Origin of the sequence: Alteromonas sp. W12 (assembly GCF_001924945.1) — a bacterium.
Taxonomy (GTDB): domain Bacteria; phylum Pseudomonadota; class Gammaproteobacteria; order Enterobacterales; family Alteromonadaceae; genus Alteromonas; species Alteromonas macleodii.
The window spans coordinates 220198-241869 of sequence record NZ_LQXH01000008.1; the positions used below are offsets into that span (position 1 = coordinate 220198).

14 protein-coding genes are annotated in these 21672 nt (G+C 45.9%); 7 read left to right on the top strand and 7 right to left on the bottom strand.

Translation table 11 applies throughout. From position 1 onward, the window contains the following. Positions 1-63 precede the first annotated feature (63 nt). The 4 genes from AWH61_RS12390 to AWH61_RS12405 form a co-directional block, all read right to left on the bottom strand. The gene (locus AWH61_RS12390; protein WP_075177202.1) at positions 64-6201 is read right to left on the bottom strand and encodes a pectinesterase family protein; all 6138 of its coding nucleotides are present in this window, start codon (positions 6199-6201) and stop codon (positions 64-66) included. Positions 6202-6299: 98 nt separating this feature from the next. After that, complete coding sequence (locus tag AWH61_RS12395) at positions 6300-9233, bottom strand: TonB-dependent receptor (RefSeq protein ID WP_075177203.1); 2934 nt, start codon at positions 9231-9233, stop codon at positions 6300-6302. 147 nt (positions 9234-9380) lie between these two features. Further along, complete coding sequence (locus AWH61_RS12400; RefSeq protein WP_075177204.1) at positions 9381-10703, bottom strand: pectate lyase family protein; 1323 nt, start codon at positions 10701-10703, stop codon at positions 9381-9383. After that, complete coding sequence (locus tag AWH61_RS12405; protein WP_231513126.1) at positions 10703-11446, bottom strand: IclR family transcriptional regulator; 744 nt, start codon at positions 11444-11446, stop codon at positions 10703-10705. Before AWH61_RS12405 ends, AWH61_RS12400 begins: the two co-directional genes overlap by 1 nt. A 516-nt stretch (positions 11447-11962) precedes the next feature. On the opposite strand from AWH61_RS12405, the gene AWH61_RS12410 reads away from it, so the two are divergent. The 6 genes from AWH61_RS12410 to cyoE all read left to right on the top strand — a co-directional run bounded on the left by AWH61_RS12410 (position 11963) and on the right by cyoE (position 17532). Beyond that, positions 11963-12370 (top strand): hypothetical protein, encoded by a 408-nt coding sequence (locus AWH61_RS12410; RefSeq protein ID WP_014951265.1) that lies wholly within the window; start codon positions 11963-11965, stop codon positions 12368-12370. A 150-nt stretch (positions 12371-12520) separates the two neighbouring features. Further along, complete coding sequence (gene cyoA, locus AWH61_RS12415; protein WP_014951264.1) at positions 12521-13462, top strand: ubiquinol oxidase subunit II; 942 nt, start codon at positions 12521-12523, stop codon at positions 13460-13462. A 2-nt stretch (positions 13463-13464) separates the two neighbouring features. Then, entirely contained in the window at positions 13465-15453 is a 1989-nt protein-coding gene (gene cyoB, locus AWH61_RS12420) for a cytochrome o ubiquinol oxidase subunit I (protein ID WP_075177206.1), read from the top strand. Then, positions 15450-16067, top strand: a complete 618-nt coding sequence (cyoC, locus tag AWH61_RS12425) for a cytochrome o ubiquinol oxidase subunit III (protein ID WP_075177207.1) — start codon at positions 15450-15452, stop codon at positions 16065-16067. Before cyoB ends, cyoC begins: the two co-directional genes overlap by 4 nt. Next, positions 16067-16438 (top strand): cytochrome o ubiquinol oxidase subunit IV, encoded by a 372-nt coding sequence (gene cyoD / locus AWH61_RS12430; protein WP_012520077.1) that lies wholly within the window; start codon positions 16067-16069, stop codon positions 16436-16438. The genes cyoC and cyoD overlap by 1 nt, the downstream gene beginning before the upstream one ends. A gap of 197 nt (positions 16439-16635) precedes the next feature. Continuing rightward, positions 16636-17532 (top strand): heme o synthase, encoded by an 897-nt coding sequence (cyoE, locus tag AWH61_RS12435; protein WP_075177208.1) that lies wholly within the window; start codon positions 16636-16638, stop codon positions 17530-17532. A 128-nt stretch (positions 17533-17660) separates the two neighbouring features. On the opposite strand, the gene AWH61_RS12440 is transcribed toward cyoE, so the two are convergent. Beyond that, positions 17661-18179, bottom strand: coding sequence for a YgjV family protein (locus tag AWH61_RS12440; RefSeq protein WP_075177209.1), 519 nt, complete (start codon positions 18177-18179; stop codon positions 17661-17663). A 64-nt stretch (positions 18180-18243) separates the two neighbouring features. Then, positions 18244-20436, bottom strand: a complete 2193-nt coding sequence (locus AWH61_RS12445; protein ID WP_075177210.1) for a sulfatase — start codon at positions 20434-20436, stop codon at positions 18244-18246. 93 nt (positions 20437-20529) lie between these two features. Here AWH61_RS12445 and ppiC point away from each other — a divergent pair, with 93 nt between their 5' ends. After that, a complete protein-coding gene (gene ppiC, locus AWH61_RS12450) occupies positions 20530-20811 on the top strand; it encodes a peptidylprolyl isomerase PpiC (protein WP_012520075.1) in 282 nt (93 codons plus the stop codon). Between the two features lie 108 nt (positions 20812-20919). Here ppiC and AWH61_RS12455 read toward each other — a convergent pair whose 3' ends face one another. Continuing rightward, complete coding sequence (locus tag AWH61_RS12455) at positions 20920-21666, bottom strand: hypothetical protein (RefSeq protein WP_075177211.1); 747 nt, start codon at positions 21664-21666, stop codon at positions 20920-20922. Positions 21667-21672: the final 6 nt, after the last annotated feature.

The following is a 21672-nucleotide window of genomic DNA, read 5'->3' on the forward strand; positions in this document are numbered from 1 at the left end:
TTTAAAAAGAAAGGCGCTGCTTATAGAGCAGCGCCTTTTTGTTTGTGCTAACTCTTTTGGGAGTTAGTTTAACGGAGGAATGTCATCGGCATTCTGGTTAATTTTACCTACGCCCGAGTAGTTGATAACTCGCTGCTTAACCACGTCGGCATCATCTAGTACGTAGTCGTACGGCACTTCGTAGCTGGATGTTGGCGTGGCATCAGGTCCTGCTACAACGTCACCATCAGCTGGCGTTGTCCAAGTTACGCCTTCGCCAAACAGGTTGCCTGACGTGTTCCAATATCCAATAACGTCTGAGTAGAAGGAAACAATTGGGTTTTGCGTGTTCTCAAACACATTGTTTTCTACCTGTAGCTCTGCACCAATTCTTGAATTGATTGCCGTAGAGGATATCTGATTGTAATAGTTGTTATACAAGTGACCGTGACCGTAGCGGAATAACGGTAAACGTGACTCGATATTCTCAAAGCGGTTGTGGTGGAAGGTAATTAAACGCTCGGTATTATCACTGTCTACATCATTCTCAGTGTGGCCGTGTAACGAGGCTTTCCAATGATCATGAAGGTAGTTGTAAGAGATAGTGATGTTTTTCGCGCCGCGTTTACTATCTACTAACCCGTCGTAGAAATCCTTGTCCACAGACAATGTGCTGTAAAGCTCATTGTGGTCAATCCAAATGTTGCTGGTGGTAGAGCCGTCGTTATCACCTTCAATAGAGATAGCGTCTTTTCCATCAGTAAGCACGTGGTGGATTTTCAGGTTTTGAATAATCACGTTATTTGCACGTCTAATTAAGATGCCAATACCGTCGAATTCGCCCCTGTCTGCAACCCCGATAATTGACACATCGTTCATGTCTTTTATTTCAATCGGTGAGCCCGTACCGCCATTGTTTGCGTCGGTAATGGTGCCATCTACATAAACCGTTACTGGGGTGTTGCTGTTCGCTGCGCTATCTAACGCCGCCTGCAGATCAGCACCGTTATCTACGGTGACTACCGTACCGCCAGCGCCGCCGGTTAATGCATAGTTGTATTGCGCAAAACCGTACGCATCAAGCGTTGGAGCTGGTGCTACATTCGGCAAGTTAGGCTCGCTTGGCACCCAGCCTTCGCCGTTATTAAAGTGAGAGAATATCGCCGTTCTGCTGGTAAGTTCAGTCACTTCGCTGTCGGTAAGAATGTGGGCAAACTGACGGCTTGAAAGATCAAGCGGGTTACCCTGCATATCCATGCTGCCGTATTCACGCCATCCAGCTGCTGCGGTTGCAGGGCTAGGGTTTGGTGCAGGTTGGTCGCGTACTCCTTCGCCCGCCCAGCCGATAGTGGCAATGTGGGTGTCGAAACGGTTATTAATAAGCGTAATATTGTCGAAGTAACTCGCGCTGCCGCCACTTCTTGCAATATACGTAGAGTCGTCGAGTACACCGTTACCAATAGGGCCTGGGCCATTGGTGAAGCTGCTGTTTAAGAAGATAAACCCTTTATAAGAAATATCAGGTACGCGAGCTTGTAGAATGTAGCCGCCCGCTGTGTCTTCGTCAGGGTTACCGTTTTTAGAGTCGCCAATGGTGCGAATTTCGCTGTTTTCAAACAGTGCGGTATTTACGTAACCCCAAATGAAATCAACGTTGCCGGCAATCAATGAATTGTAGAACCAACTAAAGCCTTTTAACAGCAGCGTATCTTGTTCACTCACAAAGTTCATATCAACGGCAGTTAGACGACCTGAATCACTGTTAAAGTAAATCGTCTCAGCTTGGTTAGAGTAGTCGTTGCTTCTGATGTGTGAGTTTTTCAAAGTGAAGTTCGTTAGCGTCAGGTTATCTACGCCTTCCACTAAAAACACGCTTCTTCCGCCTGATGGCGTGCCCGCCGCAGGTGCTTCGCTCTTGCCGCTACCGCTGTTAAAGCTTTCAAAGTTATCGTAGTACACCACGGTATTGTCTCGGCTCTCGCCTTGAAGCGTGACATTGTTGTTACCACGAAGGAACAGCATTTCCTGATATTCGCCGTCACGAATCGTAATGCGAGATGGCGTATCGCTGCTTACGTTTTGCATCACGTAATTAAGCGCACCTTGCACCGTGCGGAAATCCGCTTCGCCGTCATCATCTACGGTAACATTCGCGCCAGAAGGTGCGGCGGCTCTTGTTGCAAAGCGCCAGTTCGCACTCTTGCCAATACCACTAAAGCTTTCACCATTTAGCGTTGCGCCGGTTACCGCACCATCGCTAATGGCTACGTAATACGACTGACCATATTGAAGGGCATTTGTATGAGGCTTAATCACTAATTTGTTGCCTACAACTGATGCTGGGCGGTAAGCCACTTTGCGCTGTCTGTCTTGGCCTTCAAAGCCAATAAAGTCTTCATCAGCTGCAATATTGATAACGTCTACTAGGGTGTCGTCTGTCGCATTGTAAATGCGCACTTCACCGCTACTTCCTAAGGTGGGTTCGCTGTCGAAGGTTAACGAGAGTAGGGTATCGGTATACGCATTGTTATTGCCCGAATACGGTGTGGTGTCTGGGAATAAGTCGCCATAGGTAGCGGTAGGCATGGTAAAGCCTTCGCCAACATTAACGGCAATGTGTTTGCTTAACGTAGGGTCAGAGCCAGAGGTAAAAGTTACTATTGCGCTGCCGGCAGCGCGAGGGGTAATGGTAACTTGTGGACCTTGCTGCTCTACGCTGACCACACTCGCATCATTGCTGGTGACGGTAAACGTGTCTTCAGTTATACCGTCGTTTTGTACTGCGGTAACGTAAACGAACAACGGATCGCTACTGGTGGTGGTTTCCCACTCTGTTTCTTTGAAATCTAGAGTAAGTTGAACTGGTTTAACAGCGGGGTCACCCACTTTTAAATCGTCCAGCTCGAACGAGCGGTTATTAGTGAAAAGGCCAATCAGTCCCGCTGCACTATAGGTTGTATCTTCTGCTGTACCCATATTCTCGCCGTCTAAATAAACGGTGAGTTTCTCGTTTTCCATTTCAAAACGTACGCGGTACCACGTGCCGTCTGTACCGTCTTTTTCACCCAGTACAATAGGTGACTTAGCTTGGACAGGGCGAGAAATACTACCTTCGGTACTTACCGCTACTTCAACTTGTGTACTGCTTGACGAGTTTTGTACATTCAAACCTCCGCCGTACCAGTTTCCAGCGCTATCATAACGACCTAGAAGGAAGATCTGTTTGTTTCGCGTGGTGCTGTTTTGTCTTGGACGAATGCGCGCTTCAACAAAGTAATTTCCATTTTCTGGCAGGTTGCTAAGCACCGACTCTTTAACCAAGAAAATTTCGCCACCTTCACCGCCAGCGGTGTAGCGCATCACTTTGTTGCCGTCGTCTTCTACAACATCAAACGTGCCTTGTGGGCCGTTTGAGCCTGCGTCGTCTGAAATAAGTGTGAAGTTATCTAAAGAGCCCGATGCAAAGTCGTCACAGAAGTAAAGCTGTGGTTCATTTTCACAGCTAAACTTGCTGTCATCTGGCGCTTCACCCACATACGATATAACAAAGTTATCGATAACCACTTTGCCGCCACTTTCAGTACGAAGCTGCAGGAACGAGGTGGGTGTACCAATAAATCCATCGATAGTTAGGCGTTGCCCTGGCACAAGGTTATTAACCAGTTCACTGTAGAATTTAGAGTCGCCACCATGTATCGATTTGCTGCTACTGCTGGTGTTGTTATCTACATATATCTGGAAGTTGTTGTCGCCTTCACTGTCTTCAACGGCAATGATGTCCATACTAATGGTATATTCACGGCTTAAATCTAATATACCCGTGGTTACAGTGTCATCAGCGGTTGTGTCTGTATCAGGGGTACTGTTGCCCATGGTAAAGCGTGCGCTGTCGATAGCTAGTTGGCCTTCGGAGATCACTAAACCTGAGCCGCCGCCCGTTACGCTATAAAACGGCGTGGCACCACCATCAGTTGATTTGTATTCAGGGCTGAAGAAGGTGTCTGCGTCTGTTTCAAACGTTTCCTCTAACAGGGTGTTTTCATCAATATATTCAATGCGAATATTGTCGATGACCACAATAGAGCCACTTTCCGTTCTAAATTGAAGGTACGAGTTAGGCGTTGCTATCTGTCCTTCTACTGTCATGGTGGTTCCCGGTACTAAATCGAGCACAGGCTCATTAAAGAAACGAGAATCTGAACCTAGGTGTGAGTTGGCGCTGCCAGAAGTATTGTTATCCACGTAAATCTGGAATTTGTTGTCGCCTTCGGAATCTTCAGCAGAAATGACATCAAAGATAACATTGTAAGGACGGCTCAAATCCAGTGCACCGGTTGATGATGTATCGTCAGACGAGCTTTGGGTATCAGGTTCAGTATTACCAAGCGTAAAGCGTCCGCCGTCAAGCTGAATACCAGTGTCAATTTGCGTTACCGAGCCACCGGTAATGGTAAACATGGCGACTTGCTCACCCGCTGCATTTTCAATCGCGGCAAAGTTTGTCGAGAAAATATCCTCGCTTTCGCCTGCAAAGGTATAGGAAAGCGGCAGCGGTACACTTGGAATAACTTCGGGCTCTTCAGGCTCGGTAGGCTCAGGCTCAACCGGAGGCACTGGGTCAACTGCGTCAGCTACCGTTTCAATTTTTAAGTTATCGATAGTGATAGTGGCACTCGAATCTGTGCGCAATTGGAAGAAACTATTAGTTACCGAGCTATCGAGAATTTTAGCGTCAGGTGCACTAGGATCGCCGCCACCAATATCGTCACCCGGCTCATAAGTGTAGGTAAAGCGTGTGCCGGGTACCATTGTGCCGTCCGCTAATCCTTCGCTTACAAACTTAGAAGCAGCACCGTGTACAGAGTTATCTTGCCCTGTGGTGTTGTTATCTACATAAAGGCTGAATGTACCGCCGCCATTATGAGAAATAACGTCGAAGCTGATGGTAAAACCTTCGCTAAGGTTATAAATACCCATGCCTACCGTATCTGATGCCGACGTATTGGCTCCTGGGTTGGCTGCAGCATTACCTATGCTGAATCGATCGCCTTCAAGGGTAAGTTGACCTGTGGTGGCGTCGACTAGTGGGCTACCACCTGTTACATAATAAAGCGCGCCAGCATCTGGCTCTTCACTTAAACGCTTGTACGACGATGAGAAAAACGTATCGGTGTCGGTATCAAAATTCTCTTCAAGCGCTGCCTGGATAGAATTCGCTGCTTCCTCTAGCTTTGCCAGTTCAACATCTGCTTGTTCTTGGGTAAATGCAAACAGGTAGTTCTGTGGATCTTCGTTGGCAAGGCAATTTTCAACATGCAGCACTAACGGCATAGACTGAGCGTTATCCGGAGATACCACGCACAGGCTGTATACCTCGTTAACCGTGTTGAAAGCACGGGAAATAAGATACTCAGTTTGCTCACCGTAGCTAAGGGCAATAACTTTTCGTCCAAAAGAGAATTCATAGCTACCTGTTGTGCTTTCCTCACCGTGCACTCTTACAAAAGTACCTGACAAGTTCGTTTCGTCGTCTGGCGTAAAGGTGTAAGTGGCTTGAGATACACTTCTGCCTTCCAGTGTTGGTGCGTAAATGTCGCCTGTGAAGCGGGTTACATCAAAGGTGTTAGGGAACAGCGTACCTAATTCGGCTTCAAGGTAATTTACGAAATGGCTGATAGCCTGTGCTTTATCCACAAGCGTAGCACTGGCTCCGCCAGCAGAACCAAGCCACACCTCTACATCGGCTGCAAAATCTGCATCAGATTGATTAAAGAAGTCTTCAATGGTTTGCTCTTCGTCTAGCGTAGCTACCGCCACATCGCCAGCACTGGCGCTTAGCGATATACCGTTACTTGGGTCGCCATCGGTATCAAGAGATTGTAAAAGTCGAAGCGTGTTTACGACCGACTGGTTAAAAGGGTTGTCAGTTGCGAACAGGTCAAGAGGAGAGATAACGCTTGATGCCGGTGTTTCTGGAAACGTCAGCTGACCTATGCTGAAAGCGAGCTGCTCTCCTCTGAAGTAAGAGTATTCACCCTGCGCATTCGTGGTACCGTTTTCCACAGAAGCAGAGGAATAATTGATTCCTTCAACGGGGCTATCTACAAATACGCCAGTAAGTGCTGGGTCGGGGGGGAGGGTTACATTGGTAGAGCTTTTCTCGCCACAGGCGGCAACGAGAATAACGCCGCCCATAAGGGCAGCAATTTTCGTGAGTTTCATGGTACTCAATCTCCATATTTTACTGGGCGTACTACCGCACTACATGTCCGCTCCAGCTTTATTATGTGGAAAAGGCCGGGTTTCCCCGGCGCAGACAATTAGTAGAACTTAATGTTTACACCCAGCTGGTAGCTGCGGCCGTATTCTTCTTTTTGGTACAGAATGTTGCCGCCGCTTAACGCGTTACCTTGGAAGTAGCGAAGGTCAGACTCCTCGGTAAGGTTGATGGCGTCAAAGTACAATTGTGCGTACTCGGTAATGTCGTACTGAAGTTTAAAGTCTAAGCTTTTAACCGAATCTTGATATTGGTCGCCCCAAATCTTGCAGCCTTTCGGGTCGTTAAGATCGGCAGTAATTGGGCATGAGCCAATTTGTTCAAGAACTTCAGAACGCACGTTACCAATTAAGCGAGCAGAGAACGTTTCGCTCTCCCAACCAAATACAAGGTTGAAGGTGGTATCAGCTTGGTCGGGCAGTGCTACCTTGCCTTGACGAATACTGCTATCCAGCGTGGCTTCACTATCTAGGATGGTGGCATTACTTTGAATGAATAGACCATTTTCAAAGTACTGGTTGTAGCTAAGCTCTAACCCGACAACCGAGGCTTTGTTGCCGTTAACGGTAATGTTTATCTCGTTAAGGTATAAGTCTTGCGGAATAACAAACTCAGTAACTTGGTTTACCGGAAGCGTTAGCGGCAGGTCATTAAGCGCCATGCCAATTCCGTTTACATCTACGATAAAGTTGTCGATGTCTTTATAGAAAACTGCCGCTTCCATAAAGAGGTTTTCGCTTGGATACCAGCCAATTGACGCATCGTAGTTAATAGATGTCATTGCAACGAGGTTAGGGTTACCCACATCTAGTGCATTATCAGAACCCAACACATACTGACTTAACTGTTGAAGCGATGCGCCACCTTGACTGTCATCACAATCGTCAGAACCAGGAGGACAAAGCTCAATATCGCTGTCAAACACTGCAAATGCACGGGCTTGTTTAAACGACGGGCGAGTAAAACTCGTCCATGCTGCGGCACGCACTAAGAAGTTTTCACTCGGTTCCCATTTAATGTGTGCACTAGGGAAAAACTCACTGTATTTAATAGACGCTTCTGGAAGAGGGATAGCAATATCCAATGCACCAGCCCCTGCGCCATTAAACTCAAAGTCATCGTTCTCTAAAGACAAAAAGCCGGTAGAAGAGAACTCGGTTTGAGTCCAGCGAACGCCGGTTGTTAGTGTGGCATCTGCGCCTAATGGCAACTCTGCCATTGCGTATACAGCTTGCGTATCTTCGGTAATGCTGTAGTCGCCCTTAGTGCTTTCTATCGACACTTCGCCATTTGTGGCAGGCTCAACCGTTTGACGAGTAGCATCAACAATTTGGTCGACAACTGCGCGGCTTTCAAACGGCAGCTGGAATGCACTGTTTGAAGGAATCTGGGTGTCATAGTCGGCAAGGGTAGAATTCACTGCGGCAATACATGCGTCGTCGCTACAGTCGCCGGCAGAAGGGTCGAAACTCCAGCGATCCTTGTCACGCACGTGATCGCGCTCACTCACCTGCACACCAAATTTAATGGTATTTAACCAGTCATTAAAAATGTCGGTTCGCAAGTTAAGGTTCACTGTCTTAATTTCATCAATTCGCGTTCCGCCCTCTAAAAACAGGTTATCGAATTGATAATTTGAAAGGTCAGAACCATCGCCACTACCCGACGTTCCAAAAATACTGTTTTCCGGGTCGTAGGTTAGACCTGCGATTTCGGCAGCTTCCTGTGGGCTTAAAATGCGGGCGTTAATGTTGTCGCGACCGCCTTGACCATAAACAATCAGGTCTCGTTCACGGAATTGAACGCGGCGGTCGCCAGTGGAGTCCTCTTCAGAGCGAGATTGAGCGTATTCGTAGTCAAACACGAAGCGTTCAGCAATACGGTTTTCTCCCCCTAAGCTGAACGTTATGGTTTTGTTCTTACTTTCTTGTAGGAAATGCTGGTGGAATACGTCTATATCGCTAAGAATAAACTCTTTCGTAGCGCCGTTTACGTATACAATTTCATCGTTTCCGACAGAGCCAGCATCTTGAAAATCGTAAAATTCTCGTTGTGCGCGATCATCATCTTCAAACTGAGTGAACGTGCCTTTGGCATAATAGTAGGCGTCTGCAGAGGGCTTGTATTCGAGGTTTAGTGCTGCTGCTTGGCGAGTTCTTCCTGCAATTTCGCGACGAACTTCTAACTGAGAAGGTGCAAGAATTTCGTCACCCTGGGCAATTTCTTCTTCTGTTTTACCCAAGTCGGCGGTGTAAAACTTCATTTCGTTGGTGCTGTGGTGGCGCGTTTCGTCTATCTGGGTTTTGCGGTCTTCGTGAGAGATGGCAAAGCCAATACCAAAGGTGTTGTCGAGGAAAAACTGGGTGCCGTCTAAGCTAAATTTCGGAGAGTGCTTTTCGCGCGCTTCTGAATATGCGTCTTGAACACGCATTTTTAATGTATTTTTGCCGCGATCGAAAGCTGAAATTGCTTTAACGTTGACCGTACCGCCAATGGAATTTAGGTTTTGGTCTGGGGTGAGTGTTTTCAGCACTTCAATGGTACCGAGAAGGTCAGCAGGAAGTGCGTCTAATCCCACTTTCCGTTCTTCGCCTGCACCAGACATTTGTGCGCCGTTCATATTTATGGATACGAAGCCGGGTCCTAAGCCCCGTACGGTGACAAACTTACCTTCGCCTTCAGAGCGCTGTAGCGTAACACCCGGCAGTCGTCGAAGGGACTCCGCCACGTTCTGATCAACAAAATTGCCTAAATCATCGGTAGAAATAACAGAGCTAAAGCCGCTTTTCATGCGTTCTAAGTCACGCGCTTTAAGGTCTGCCTGTTTAACACCCTTTACTTCAACTACTTCAATTTCGCTAGGGGTCTCATTTGTTTCAGTTTGCTCGGTATTTTCCTGAGCGGGTGCAGTTTGCGCCATGCTGGAAAACGCCGTGGACACGGCTAGAGCGAGGGCTGTCCATTGAAACACTTTCATGTTTTGAACTCCTAAATTCCAAAATCGACATAGCTGTAGTATTTATATTTTGCTATGCCACCGGTGGCAGTATTGATCTTGTCAGATAGGAATGCACTAACATTTAACGTTTATTTCACAAATTATTAATATATGAATATTTAGTGATCACAGTGTTGGGATTCCTGCGAGTACCCGCCATGAGTTTTCTTCATGAAAAGTAAGAGAGGGCGCGGGGTTGGCAGTAAAGTAGCTGCTGTAAATTGACCAGTCAACCACATCTAATTCACTATCAATTATCCCATTTTTGCTTGTGTACTGATTGCTTTGTATTTGCTTAAGTATGCGCGAGTCTACAGGGTCTAGATCTTTACCTGTGCGGGTGAGATTAGCACCTACGTCTTGGTTTTCAATCAAGCTTGTCCATGTTTGCTGTGCAGTAAGTTGCGCATCGCCTAATTTATCTATTTCATTCTGATGAAAAGGCGACGTTGAAAGGGAACGAGTGATTACGTCTTTTTCTTTCTTTGAACCGGTTTTGGCGCTCTTAACATCTATGCCTTTACTGTTGTCCTCAGACATGTCGCTATAGCCCTTCATCACGTTTTCAGCAACATACAGTCGAGTGAGTGATTCCTTATCGTCCCATAATTGGAAAAACCATAGCTTTTTCGTAGCGGGGCCTGGGGCATAAATATTCCCAACCAGATTTGCGGTGCCGTTTTCGCCGCCATAAGCTGAGTTTTTTTGCCAGTTGGCAATAACGTTATTTTTGATATCAACGAATTCTTGCTGCTGTGGGTAAGGCGGGTTCAGTCGCCATCCGTTAATGCGCGGGTTTCTACTCGTATGATTGGCCAATATATTGCGCAAAAAGCTAGCATTACTGCCACCCCAAATGCCGCCATAGCCATGGCTACCTTTGTGATGACCCGCGTTGTTTAAACTCTCTGATAGTATGCTGTATTGCAGTGTAAAGCGTTGGTTATTGTAGAAAGAGCCTACCTCGTCTTTTGACCAACTTAGCGAACAATGATCGATAATGACATCAGTGGTATTTCTAACGGTTACTGCATCGCCTTCTTCACTGCCTTTCCCCGGCCTAAAGCGCATGTGTCGAATAATGACCTGATTAGCTTCAACGCTTGTTGATGCGCCAGAAATTACAATTCCGTGGGGAGATGTCTGTCCTGCAATGGTGACGTTGCCATGTTTTATTTCTAAATCCTTTTCTAGCGCTATCACGCCAGACACATTAAAGACAATCAGTCTGGGATAGTCTTGCGCAATAGCCCATCGCAATGTTCCCTCTTGTGGGCTTTTGGCATTATCAGACAAAGAGCTAACAACTAACACTTTTCCTTGGTTTCCACCTTGTGTGTATTTTCCGAACCCCAGCGCGCCTTCAAACGCCAATGATTGTGCGTGACAGTTAGACAAAGCGAGAAACGCGACGAAAGCGACAATCAGTTGAATTGGAATATGTTTCATTACTGCATGTCCTGCTCGTAAGGGTGGGCACCGGTGGTTGGAAGGCGGGCGATGTCTTTGAGTTTAGCGCTCCATGCTTGGAGTACCTTAACGTCGTGGATCATACCTTCTAACTCTATTGCTAAAATTGATACAAGCTCTCCATCTCGCATGAAGACTGGCACGGCAACAAGCGTTACGTTGCGCGGTGCGAAGTGGCTGACGGCATAGCCTCTGGTACACGTTGTTGCTCGTAATTTCGCGGCTTGTTGTTCATCAAAGTTTGCAGGGTGTGTGCTGTCGTTCATGTTTTGATACTTGGGATGGTAGGCCAACATGACATGACCCGCAGCAGATTCAAATAAGGGCAGTTTTGTCCCTGGCCTAATTGTTGTTATTTGCTTTTCTCTGGCATCTAAAACGTCAATTACAAACGCGCAGTAGTCGCCTAATGTGCAGATGATTGCGCTAGCGTTGGTTGCAGCTATAAGTTTCGAAAGCGCAGGTGCAGTGATTCTCTGAACGTATCTGCTGCGCGAGTTAGCGGCGCTAATTTCGTAAATGCGTGTGCCATAGAAGTATTTTGTACCACGCTTTTCGACTACCCGTTCGCTGGTTAATGTTCTAAGTAATCTAAATACTGATGTGCGGGGAAGTTTAAGCGCTGACTCAATTTCAGAGGCACTTAAACCCGAGCGAGACTCGGCGATGGCTTGACATAGCTGCAGCGCCTGCATAACACTGGGAATAACATACCTTTCCATCTTTTTGCGGTCCCGAAATCAAGATAATATTGCTCGATATTAACACGAATTAAACAAAATGCTACCGGTGGCATTTTAAATTGTTGATGATTTTTAAATCAATTACATTGAGAAAAGAGAGAAAACTGTCGTGCAACTCATCGCATCTATAAGAAGGTTAACGCTTTATCAACCGCATCCGGTAAGCGGTTTAATTTTGTATATTTAAAACAAAAAATTAACATGTGTAGGTGCTACCGAGGTGCAAGTTGAAGACTCAGCGAGCGAAAAAGTGAATAAATGCGTGACATCTGTACTAAGGGCGACGATAAATCTGTGGAAGCAGAGTCTTACCTTCTGAATGTTAATAAAATAGTCATTTGTGTCTGGTGCTTTAATTACTAGGTCTTTTCAGCCCGTCGATAGGTGGCTTGTACTTGTCCTTATTTGAGATTACTCTGCCACGCCTGCTTTCTCATTCTCATTTGAAGCAGCGTTAAACTTAGAGCATTGTTCTTGTAAGGCATTACATTCTATATGGCACCACGTTCTTTCGTTTTTTTAGACGAACTGAATTCTTCGATTAGACCCGCAATAAACTACACCAGTGGTGTAGGCGCTATGCTGTGGTTGGCTAATCTGGTGTTACTGCTGAACATTGCGCTAGTTATCAGTGGTACCTTGGCTGACTCGGCAGAATTTGTCAGTGCGTTTAATGAAAGTTTGGTTGTAGAGCCTTTTTTCATTGCACTGGCCAATCACACGCTTTCGCAATTTATTGTTCCCACTATTGCATTAGTGTTAGTTGGTCTCTTGGTTAAAGCCACGGCTATAGCAAAGGCGCAAATAACAAAACAGCGCCGACCTATTCCTTACCTTTGCCCTACATTCCCCCAGCCTTTTGTTCAGACGGTTGGCAGTAGAGCGCCCCCACTTTTTAGTTAAACGTCTCCGATTTGATTATCTAACGCCGAAAGCGTTGCGCAGTATGTGTGACAAAGCTTTACCGGTGTGTTTTTCGATGCTGTAACGCTGCCATTCTCTATTAAGCGGCCCAGTCATCGCCGTTTAACTTGTGGGTTATAGGAACTTGTTTTGTCTATTCGTAACCTTTTTACTTTAATTGTTGCTGGTGCAGGGCTGACGTTGGCCGGTTGCAGCGGTGGCGTGCTTGACCCTAAAGGGCAAGTGGGTATGGATGAAAAGAATCTGATTATTCTTTGCACCATCCTCATGCTGATTGTTGTTGTTCCCGTTATTTTTCTTACGCTTTACTTTGCGTGGAAGTATCGCGCTAGTCGCGATTTCGAAATTTATACCCCTAAATGGGCACATTCGACCAAAATAGAAGCGGTGGTGTGGTCCATTCCAATTCTCATTGTCGTGTCGTTGAGTGTGATCACCTGGCGCTCTACTCACGCACTCGACCCTTATGCACCGCTAGAAGGTCAAGGAGAGCATCTTACTGTCGAAGTAGTCTCGCTCAACTGGAAGTGGCTGTTTATTTATCCTGAACAAGGTATCGCAACGGTCAATGAATTGGTGTTTCCAGCCAATAAACCCGTTGCGTTTAAGATTACTTCTGAAAGCACCATGAATTCGTTTTTTATTCCTCAGCTAGGAAGCCAGATTTATTCCATGGCGGGAATGGAAACCAAGCTTCATCTTATTGCCGACGAGCCAGGTACGTACAAAGGCATTTCTTCAAATTACAGCGGTGCGGGATTCACTGGAATGAAGTTTAACGCTATTGCCACGCCTACCGAGGATGACTTCGAGGCGTGGGTTGCCAGCGTTAAGCAGTCGCAAACATCGTTAACGTCAGGTGCCTACGAGCAGCTTGCTGAGCCAAGCGAAAACAATCCGGTGACCTATTTCAGCAAAGTCGATGACGGTTTATTTCATAACATTGTTATGAAATACATGAAAGATCACGGCTCTATGGATTTCTACAACAAGCCGGAAAATGCCGCCATGGGCGAACATCACGCCATGCCTGAAATGCAACACAGCCATCACCAAGAGGATGCACAATAACCATGTCTTTATTAGGTAAATTATCTATTGAGGCCGTACCCTATCACGAGCCGATTATTATGGTGACACTTGCTGTTGTGGCAGTGGTGGGTGTGGTCATTGCCATGCTTATCACCAAGCACAAACAGTGGGGAACCCTATGGTTTGATTGGATAACGTCTGTCGACCACAAACGTCTTGGTATTATGTACATTGTGTTGGCTATGATCATGCTGCTGCGTGGCTTCGCCGACGCTATTATGATGCGTACTCAGCTTGCAATGGCAACCAATGGTGCGCCCGGGTATCTACCGCCAGAGCACTACGACCAAATCTTCACAGCCCATGGCGTTATCATGATTATCTTCATGGCGATGCCGTTTATGATTGGGTTGATGAATATCATTTTGCCACTACAAATTGGTGCTCGCGATGTGGCGTTTCCATTTTTAAATAACTTAAGTTTTTGGCTGACCGCAGGTGGCGCAATTCTAGTAAATGTGTCTTTGGGGTTAGGTGAATTCGCAAAAACAGGGTGGGTTGCTTATCCGCCGCTAGCCGGGTTGGAGTTTAGTCCCGGGGTTGGCGTCGACTATTACATATGGGCCCTGCAGATATCCGGGCTCGGTACGCTGCTAACCGCCGTAAACTTCTTAGTTACCGTGTTTAAAATGCGTGCGCCTGGCATGAAGTTAATGCAAATGCCTATTTTCACATGGACCTGTACGTGGGCAAACATTCTGATTGCTGCTTCGTTCCCTATTCTTACGGCTGTGCTAGCCATGCTAACCCTAGACCGCTACATGGACTTCCACTTCTTCACGAATGAAGCCGGCGGTAACTCAATGATGTATATCAACCTGTTCTGGGCGTGGGGACACCCTGAGGTTTATATTCTGGTACTGCCTGCATTTGGTATTTTTTCAGAAGTTATATCTACGTTTACCGCTAAGCGCCTGTTTGGCTACAAGTCGATGGTGTATGCGTCGGGTGCCATTGCCATTCTTGGTTTCATTGTTTGGCTGCACCACTTCTTTACCATGGGGTCGAGCGCCAATGTGAATGCCTTCTTCGGCATTATGACCATGGTTATTGCCGTACCCACGGGCGTGAAACTGTTTAACTGGCTATTCACCATGTATCGCGGTCGCTTAATATTGAGTGTGCCTGTACTGTGGACGTTAGGCTTTATGGTGACCTTCACCATTGGCGGCATGACAGGGGTGTTACTTGCTATTCCAGGTGCTGACTACGTACTTCATAATAGCTTGTTTCTCATTGCGCACTTTCACAACACCATTATTGGTGGTGCGGTATTTGGTTATCTGGCTGGCTTTGCATTTTGGTTCCCGAAAGCCATGGGCTTTAAGCTTGACGAAAGAACCGGAAAAGCAGCCTTTTGGTGCTGGCAAATTGGTTTCCTTTTGGCGTTCATGCCCCTATATGTGCTTGGCTTTTTGGGTATGACACGCCGCTTAAATCACACCGACAATCCTGACTGGAATATCTGGTTATACATTGCTGCATTTGGTGCGTTTGTTATAGCAATTGGTATTTTCTTCCAGCTACTTCAGCTGTTTGTAAGCTTCAAAAACAAAGAGAAGCTTAACGATACAACGGGCGATCCGTGGAATGGTCACACGCTAGAGTGGTCAACGGCGTCACCGCCTCAATTTTACAATTTTGCCAAGATTCCTCACATCAAAGACATTGATGCATGGACGGATATGAAGGAGCGCGGCGAGTCGTATCAACGCCCTGAAAAATACACACCTATTCATATGCCAAAAAATACTTCAGCCGGAGTTTTCATGAGCATGAGCTTTACCCTAATGGGCTTTGCGCTTATCTGGCATATTTGGTGGCTTGCTGTTGTCGGTTTAGTGGCAGGAATAGGAGTATTTATTAAGCGTTGCTATACCTCGGATGTTGATTACTACGTGCAGGTAGATGAAGTTGAACGAGTTGAAGCTACGCACTTAAGTGCCAATACAGTGGGAGGTCGCTCATGAGTACTATTGCAACATCAAGCGCCGCATCAATGCCGCATGAACACGCACACGAAGAACATCATGAAAACAACACCGTGTTTGGTTTCTGGTTGTATTTAATGACCGACTGTTTGTTGTTTGCTTCTTTCTTTGCCACCTATGCCGTGCTGTTTATGAATACGGCGGGCGGTGTGTCTGGCAAAGATATTTTCGAGCTCAACTTTGTTGCAGTTGAAACAGCCGCTCTGCTTTTAAGCAGCATTACCTTTGGCTTTGCCATGATATGTGCTCACCGACAAAACAAGTCAGGCGCCCTTGCTTGGCTGGCAGTGACATGGGCACTGGGTGCGTGTTTTATTGGTATGGAAGTGTACGAATTCCACCACCTTATTGAGCATGGCAACGGGCCGCAGCAAAGTGCGTTTTTAACGGCGTTTTTCTCGTTAGTGGGGCTGCACGGACTGCACGTTTCAGCGGGCCTTATTTGGATGACAATCATGTTTATTGAAGTAACCCGCCGAGGTTTAGGTGAGCAAACCGTTACTCGACTTAGTTGCTTAAGTCTGTTTTGGCACTTCCTGGATATCGTATGGATATGTGTATTTACCGTAGTGTATTTAATGGGGGCAATGTAATGGCGTTACACGATGCAAAATTAGCTTCAAATACGGACGGTCACGCTTCATCGACCCACAATAGTGATGACGCACATGGCGATGTGAAGTCTTATATTATTGGCTTCATTCTATCTGTGGTACTCACCGCTATTCCGTTCACTCTAGTGATGAATGGCGACCTATCTAAAGTTACCACGATTTGGAGCGTGGTAACTTTGGGCTTGGTTCAAATTTGGGTGCACCTTAAATACTTTTTGCACCTTAACTTTGTTACTGAAGAAGGCAGAGCCAATACGTTTTCATTCTTATTCAGTGCGCTTATTATTTTCATGGTGGTTGGGTTATCCGTTTGGATCATCTACGAATCAAACGCCATGATGATGTATTAGCAAATCTCGGTATATGCGTGGTCAAGCCTGACGATCATGTCAGGCTTTTCAATGTGATTACTTCATCGCGGTCAGTACGTTAAGCCCTCATGTTTCGTCCTCCTATGGGTGCAACCTATTTTGGGGGAAACATTGGGGCTTCTCAGTACACCTTGATACGCGTCTAAATGGGCGCGTTCTAAATTTGGATTTTACCCATGACCTCTACTTATAAACGTTACCTCTCAGTCACCAAGCCCGGCATTATTATGGGCAATGCTATTTCGGTAACGGGCGGTTTCTTGCTCGCGTCCCGTGGCGATATAGATTATTGGCTATTGCTCGCAACGCTCATCGGTTTATCGCTGGTGGTGGCTTCAGGTTGTGTCATTAATAACTGCATTGACCGAGATATCGACGGCAAAATGCAGCGCACGGCTAACCGGGTTACGGTAACAGGCGAGTTACCATTACTTACTGCGATGTTGCACGGTGCTGTGCTGGGTATTGCAGGGTTTGGCTTGTTAGCGCTTTACACCAACCTTACTGCCGTATTTTTTGCCGCTTTTGGCTACGTCATTTATGTGGGTGTTTACAGCCTGTATATGAAGCGAAATTCTGTGTATGGCACCTTCGTTGGCAGTTTGTCGGGGGCCGTTCCGCCCGTAGTCGGTTATTGCGCCGCGAGCGGTCAGTTTGATATGGCTGCAGCTATTTTGCTGGGTATGTTCAGCATTTGGCAAATGCCCCATTCTTATGCCATCGCTATCTTTAGATATAACGACTATAAGGCGGCTGGCATTCCAGTATTGCCTGTATCGCAAGGTATCGCGAAAGCAAAACGCCATATTGTTCTTCATATTGCGTTATTTGCTTTAGTTGTAATGCTGCTTCCACTTAGCGGTTATACAGGTATTGGCTTTTTAACAGTAGCTTTCGCAACAAGCCTTTGGTGGCTGTTGATGGCGCTGCGCGGATACAGACCCGACATCAACGTAGAAGGCTGGGCAAAACGTGTTTTTGGTTTCTCCATTGTGAATATAACGCTGTTATCCGTCGCTATGTCACTGGACTATCATACGTCAGTAACGAGTCTGTTTGCGCTCTCGTTCTAATTGACGTGTTTCGACTCACTCGACGAGGTTGGCTTGAAAGCTTCCAATGCAGTGTGCGTATAGCAACGCATTCACTTTGGGCAATCAAGGCGTGTAGATTGGGAGCATAGTCTGGCATAGACTGGGAATCAGGCCTGACTGAGTGCTTTTTGCCCTCTGTACAAGCGAATAATGGTGAAGCTATTTACTGCCAGTAACGTAGCTTCAAGCAGGGTGCCGCCAATAGAGCCGACAATGATATTGTTGGTTAGCCAACATATAGCGCCGCACAGCAACGCTAAACGCATGCGTATTCCCGACAAACAAAACAAGGCATAAGTGCCTATGCTCGTGCCCAAAATAGGGAATAAGTCGTACCAAACTTCGGCCAAATACAGCCCGGCTGCTAGCGATATTAATATAAATAGATAGGCCACTCTGCGGGAGCGGGTTTTAATTGAAATGCCTGTTCTTACCACTGAAAGCAAGGCACTTAAGCATGCGGTTACGGCACCAAGTAGCGCAAAATGCAGGGCGTGATTTAAATTCATCACCACCATCATTATTCGCAGGTGCTGATCATCACGCTGATAAAAGCACAAAATGCCAAGCGCAAAACTCAACATTCCTATCGCTTGGGCCAAGTCGAATTCTGGTATTATTAACATTTTATTCGCGCTAGTGGCTTATTTAACATTCCTACAACTAAAATCTATCTCAAATTGAGCTACTTCAGCTTTTGAGTAGCGAATAAGACAAACTTCTGAGTCCTAAAGCAATTAACAGGATTGGAATTAGCATAATAATACTCCCTCCTCCTGTTCTACTCTCTTGTATTCCACCGTTATTTGTAGAGCCTCCGCCCTGAGCTTCGGAAAGAGTAATCCGTAATGCACTAGAGTTTGAAGTGAGTCCATCGGAAACAGTAAAATTTATGTCTGCTTGGTTTTGAGTAAATGAGGCAGGAATATCGAGATAATAAACAGGTCGTGCAATACTGATATTCTCGTCGATAGATAAATCATCGCTTTGAACCCTCAAGTAGAGCTTATCTTTATTAACATCATTCACAGTGTAGTTAATGGTTAATCTGCTGCCTTTTGAAGCTGTGATAGTTGTATGTAACAAACCGATCGTAGGTGCAACATTCACGGGCAAAACTTTAACGCTCAGTTGCTTTCTAACTGTCTTTTCGTGGTCTTTAGCAATGAACGCAAAGCTGATAAATTGAGCAGTATCCACTTCTGGTACCGTGAAACTAAAACCATTATTCTGTGCCTCGGTTGTTACGTCTGGGCCCATGAATTGGCGATAACTGACGCTTGAGGAAGCACTTCCATTCAATAGATCCCATGATGCAAAAAGCTTGTCTCCAGCATTTGCGAGGGGGCTTGATATCGATAAATCTAGGGATAGGTTATTCGATGTCTGTTCTTCAGGGAGTAGATATTGGTCTGCAGGTTTTCCGATGCTGTAAAAGCTAAATGTTCCTTGTTGATAGTCGGGGTTTTCGAGAGGCAGAGAGGCATTTGTGGATACTAAGTATTCAGATAAAATACTGTCTAATTCTATTAATTTATCTGGCCTCTCATTCGCTAGATTACGGGCTTCTTCTACATCACTTGCAACGTTATAAAGGGCGTACCTATGTTCTTCCTTGTCACCGTAAAAAAATGTCTTTATTAGTTTCCAACCGTCGTATAAGACTGTAGCGGAAGGAGGTAACCAATCGGGAACGCGAGGCATTGTGGGATAATATGTGAAAATAGGTCTGGGCGATAAGGTGTCACCACGCAATATTGGGCGAATATCTTCACCATCAACAATATGTCCTTTCGGCATTTCTGCGTTTAACCCACTCAATAAAGTAGGATAAAAGTCAGCAGATTGGATAGGTTGATTGGATAAGGTGTTTGACTGAGTGAGGCCTGGCCATATTATGAATGTAGGTACGCGACTGCCACCATCATATTGCGTCGCCTTACCGCTGCGAAGAGGAAAGTTACTTGTTGGATGAATCTCGCCCAGTACATCATACATATTCCCCCCATTATCCGAGGTAAACACGATGATAGTATCATCTATAATTCCAACCTCTTCTAACGCGTCATATAAAATAGCGATAGCATCGTCGAAGTGTTTTACCATTCCTGCGTAAGTTGCACTTCGTTGGCTGTTAAAAGGGGAACGCTTGTTAATGAAGTGCTCCACAACATCCTGCTTGGCGTTAAAGGGAGCATGTACCGAAAATGGCCAGAAATTTACATAAAAAGGACCTCGACTGTGATTGTTTAAAATCCACTTTTTTGCCTCTTTAGCTAAACGGATATCTATATGTTCCTCTTCTGTTTCGGGCGTTAAATTCGGAGCGAAAGACCAAGGTGCAAGATAACCTCCGTAAGGGCCAGAGCCGCTGAAGTGCGGAATATCTATATCGAAACCATGTTCGAGAGGGCTATATGGCGAAGAGCCTAAATGCCATTTTCCAAAATGCGCCGTGTGATACCCCTCGTTCTTTAAAACCTTGACCAGAGTAGGAAGTGATGTGTCAAGACGAGTGGCTGTGAGGGGAACGGTTGATAATTGATTTCGGGGACCACTGCTACGTTCAGATGAAGTAAGCCTAACTGTAGGCGTCTCGATATTCGGATTTAAAATACCATGTCGAGCAGGTGTCTGGCCCGTGAGGATAGAAGCTCTAGTCGGGGAACATAATGGACTATTACTAAATGCCTGAGTAAATGTCATTCCTTTTTGTGCTAGAGCATCTATATTCGGCGTTTCGTAGAACTTATTATGTTGATAGATTGACGTGTCGTTCCAGCCCAAGTCGTCAGCGAGGATAAAAATCACATTTTTTGGCTGATCAGCCTCCGCCGCAAATGTGAGATGTAAAAAACAAAGTAATATTACAAGCTGGCGCATACCACTCCATTGATATAATAATGTTGAAACATCCAAGATGTGTCGCATTATACGGTATACTGCAATAATTAATACTTCAATATTGGAAGAGGCATGGCAACGGCATCCGCACTTCACATTTTGGTTAAAACAGAGAAAGAAGCGCTTTCTATTTTAGAGCAGCTTAAAAAGGGTAAGGATTTTGCGACATTAGCAAAGCGTCATTCTAAATGCCCGTCGGGCAAGCGTGGCGGCGATCTTGGTGAATTTCGTAGAGGCCAAATGGTAAAAGCCTTCGACGATGTGGTATTTAAAAAAGACGTGCTCAAAGTACACGGGCCGGTGAAGACCCGTTTCGGCTACCACCTTATTAAAACGCTTTATCGTAGTAATTAAAAACAGAGCCTTTTTAAACCAAAGTCGCTTAAAACCAAAGCCGCTATAGCCGAAGCAACTCCGGTCCATTCAACAAGCGTTTAAAGTATGTCCTAGCTAATTACCTTGTTAATTGCCGGGCTCCCACTTTTCACCGCATACTGAATTTTTGGTAAATATGGCGTACGGGCTGTTGGTGTCGTGCAGTGAATTGCGTAGCGCTGCGCCGTGATCTACCGTAATAAAAGCTGTGTCAGAGGCCTTACCTTGTTCATCCAGCATAAAGTAATCGCTGGAGTAGCTTGTTAGCATCATGCGATTGTCGTAACCCATATCGCTTAAGCGAACCCGGGTAATGGCTTTAAATTTAGCATCGGGGTTAGAAAGGCCTACGATTTTCTTAAAAAAGTAGCCTTTATCAGACTGCAGCTGGGAAAAACCATTTAACGTGTTTATCAGGGTTTTTAAATCTATTGCTTCGCGCTGCAGCATGAAGTCGTGCTGGATGACATTGCCATCTTTTCTAAGGCTGTCTTTCGACGGTGCTTTACCAGCAGTATAGGCCTGCTCTGCTTCCATTGAAGAAAGGTGCGCTTGCCCTTCCTCTGTATAGTGAATCAGTGCGCTCGTATTCATGTTTACGTAGTAGTCGCTGATCCCCGCAGGTACCACTTCAAATAGCATAACATCTGGGGTTACGGCGCCTCGCTCTTCGGGCGTTTGAGGGCCTTTAGCCACGCACTTGTCAGAAATGAAATAGTAATATTGGCCAGCTTCAATGGCGAAAGCTGTATTAGATAGCACCGCGCAGGTGGCCAGAAATAGTAGCCTGGAAGTGAGCTGCTTAATTGCCGTTAAAGTACTGCCTATTTGCATATCAAA

What these genes read in the sequence shown, in the direction of transcription:
- AWH61_RS12445 (WP_075177210.1), bottom strand. Translation starts at nt 20,436, where the DNA reads ATGCGCCAGCTTGTAATATTACTTTGTTTTTTACATCTCACATTTGCG.
- AWH61_RS12455 (WP_075177211.1), bottom strand. Translation starts at nt 21,666, where the DNA reads ATGCAAATAGGCAGTACTTTAACGGCAATTAAGCAGCTCACTTCCAGG.
- AWH61_RS12395 (WP_075177203.1), bottom strand. Translation starts at nt 9,233, where the DNA reads ATGAAAGTGTTTCAATGGACAGCCCTCGCTCTAGCCGTGTCCACGGCG.
- AWH61_RS12390 (WP_075177202.1), bottom strand. Translation starts at nt 6,201, where the DNA reads ATGAAACTCACGAAAATTGCTGCCCTTATGGGCGGCGTTATTCTCGTT.
- cyoC (WP_075177207.1), top strand. Translation starts at nt 15,450, where the DNA reads ATGAGTACTATTGCAACATCAAGCGCCGCATCAATGCCGCATGAACAC.
- AWH61_RS12440 (WP_075177209.1), bottom strand. Translation starts at nt 18,179, where the DNA reads ATGTTAATAATACCAGAATTCGACTTGGCCCAAGCGATAGGAATGTTG.
- cyoB (WP_075177206.1), top strand. Translation starts at nt 13,465, where the DNA reads ATGTCTTTATTAGGTAAATTATCTATTGAGGCCGTACCCTATCACGAG.
- AWH61_RS12410 (WP_014951265.1), top strand. Translation starts at nt 11,963, where the DNA reads ATGGCACCACGTTCTTTCGTTTTTTTAGACGAACTGAATTCTTCGATT.
- AWH61_RS12405 (WP_231513126.1), bottom strand. Translation starts at nt 11,446, where the DNA reads ATGGAAAGGTATGTTATTCCCAGTGTTATGCAGGCGCTGCAGCTATGT.
- cyoD (WP_012520077.1), top strand. Translation starts at nt 16,067, where the DNA reads ATGGCGTTACACGATGCAAAATTAGCTTCAAATACGGACGGTCACGCT.
- cyoE (WP_075177208.1), top strand. Translation starts at nt 16,636, where the DNA reads ATGACCTCTACTTATAAACGTTACCTCTCAGTCACCAAGCCCGGCATT.
- ppiC (WP_012520075.1), top strand. Translation starts at nt 20,530, where the DNA reads ATGGCAACGGCATCCGCACTTCACATTTTGGTTAAAACAGAGAAAGAA.
- AWH61_RS12400 (WP_075177204.1), bottom strand. Translation starts at nt 10,703, where the DNA reads ATGAAACATATTCCAATTCAACTGATTGTCGCTTTCGTCGCGTTTCTC.